The organism is Fundidesulfovibrio sp., assembly GCF_058402725.1.
The window spans coordinates 1-1706 of sequence record NZ_JBZVFJ010000333.1; the positions used below are offsets into that span (position 1 = coordinate 1).

Genomic DNA, 1706 nt, shown 5'->3' on the forward strand with positions numbered 1-1706 from the left:
CGCCCGCGCGGGCGGCCTCGATGGCGGCGTTGAGGGCCAGGAGGTTGGTCTGGTCCGCGATGTCGGAGATCACGTCCAGGATGCGGCTGATGTCGTCGGCCTGTTTGCCCAGGGCGGTCATCTGGGTCTTGAGCTGGTGGGCCTGCTGGTAGACCTGCTTGATGGCCTCCACGGACTGGGCCACGATGCGCGCGCCCTTCTGGGCCTCGGTGCGCGCGGATTCGGCCGATTCGGCGGCCGAGGAGGAGTTGCGGGCCACTTCGAGCACCGTGGCGTTCATCTCCTCCATGGACGTGGCGGTCTCTTCGGTGCGCTGGTTCTGGATTTCCGCGCCCTTGTTCACCTGCTCCACCTGGGCCGAGAGGGCCTCGGAGGCCAGGGCCACCTGACGGGCGATTTCGGCGGAGTCGGTGGCCACCGAGGCCATGGTGGCGAGCAAGCCCGTCACCTTGGCCTCCTGGGCCTGGGCTTCGGCCATGGACTTTTCGGCCTGCGCCTTCTGGACCTCGGCCTCCTGCGTCTTGCGCTGGGCCTCGGCCATCTTCTCCTTGAGCTTGCCCACCATGGTGGAGATGGCCTCCTTGAGGGCCTTGAGCTCGGCGGTGAAGCTGCCCTTGGGCTGGGCGTCCAGCTGTCCCTGGGCCACGGCCCCGGCGAAGTCCTGGATGTTGCTCAGGGGGGCGAGCACGTTCTTGCTCATGGAGACCCAGGCGATGGCGAAGATGGCGCCCAGCACGCCCAGGGTGATGAGCCCGGCGGAGAGCGCGGCGCTGCTGGTCTGTTTGGCGGCGCGGTCCAGGGAGGAGATGATCTCGAAGGCCCCGTGCACCTCGCCCACCTTCCAGCCTTCCTTGGTGCCGCCCAGTGGGTCCTTCGCGCCCTTGGGGTCGCCGTGGCAGTAGAGGCAGTCCGGCGTGAGGCGGATGGCCCGGAAGTATCGGACCTTGTCCGCCTCCTTCACAACCATCTCGTCGAGATTCTTGGTTTCAAGCTCGCGCAGGACCTTGCGTTCGAGCTCGGTGGGCTCGTTCTTGGGGTTGCGCGGCTGCTCCTTGGGCACGCGGAACTGATAGCCCAGTTTGGAGGCGTTCTGCTGGGCCATGTTGATGGCCGTGATCACGGGCACGGCCTCGATGAGCCGGTCCTTGGGGATCTGGTCGAAGGGGCGGATGACGCCCGTCTCGAGCTTCTTGGACATCTCGGTGCGCGCCGCCTCGGCCATGAACACGATCCCGCGCGACTCCTGCAGGATGGCGTCCTCGGCGGACGAGGAGATGGAGCGCACTTCCAGGACGAACATCACCAGCGCCAGGACCAGGGGGCCGGCGAGGGCGATAAGCAGGATCTTCCACTTGATGCTCATGATGGCTCCGGGGAACGGTTGGAACAAATATTTTTTAAACGCTCTATTGGTGTATGAAGCAAGGGAGGGGAACGGTCAAGAGACGCGCACGACAAGCAGACGGATTGTAAGGCCGTCGTAAGGTTGCGCGGAACAAGGCGCAAGGGGGCTGTTCAGCGGGGGGCGTCCAGGGCTTCGCGGAAGGCCCTCGCGGCCACGTCGGCCGAGGCGGACCAGGAGAAGCGCCGGGCCTGCTCCAGGCCCCGGGCGCTCAGGGTGTGGCGCAGGGGTTCGTCTTCGGCCAGGCGGCGCATGGCCCGGGCCATGGCCTCGGGGTCCGAGGGGTCGTCCAGGTAGTGGCAGG

The 1706-nt window shown here is 66.8% G+C and carries 1 protein-coding gene and 1 pseudogene; both read right to left on the minus strand.

Going from position 1 to position 1706, the window contains the following annotated elements; genetic code table 11:
- Positions 1-1363, minus strand: a 1363-nt coding sequence (locus tag ACV4UX_RS19300) for a methyl-accepting chemotaxis protein (RefSeq protein ID WP_491594900.1), incomplete at its 3' end; no start/stop codon positions are given.
- Between the two features lie 152 nt (positions 1364-1515).
- Positions 1516-1706, minus strand: a pseudogene (locus ACV4UX_RS19305) (glycosyltransferase family 4 protein); the annotation flags it as partial.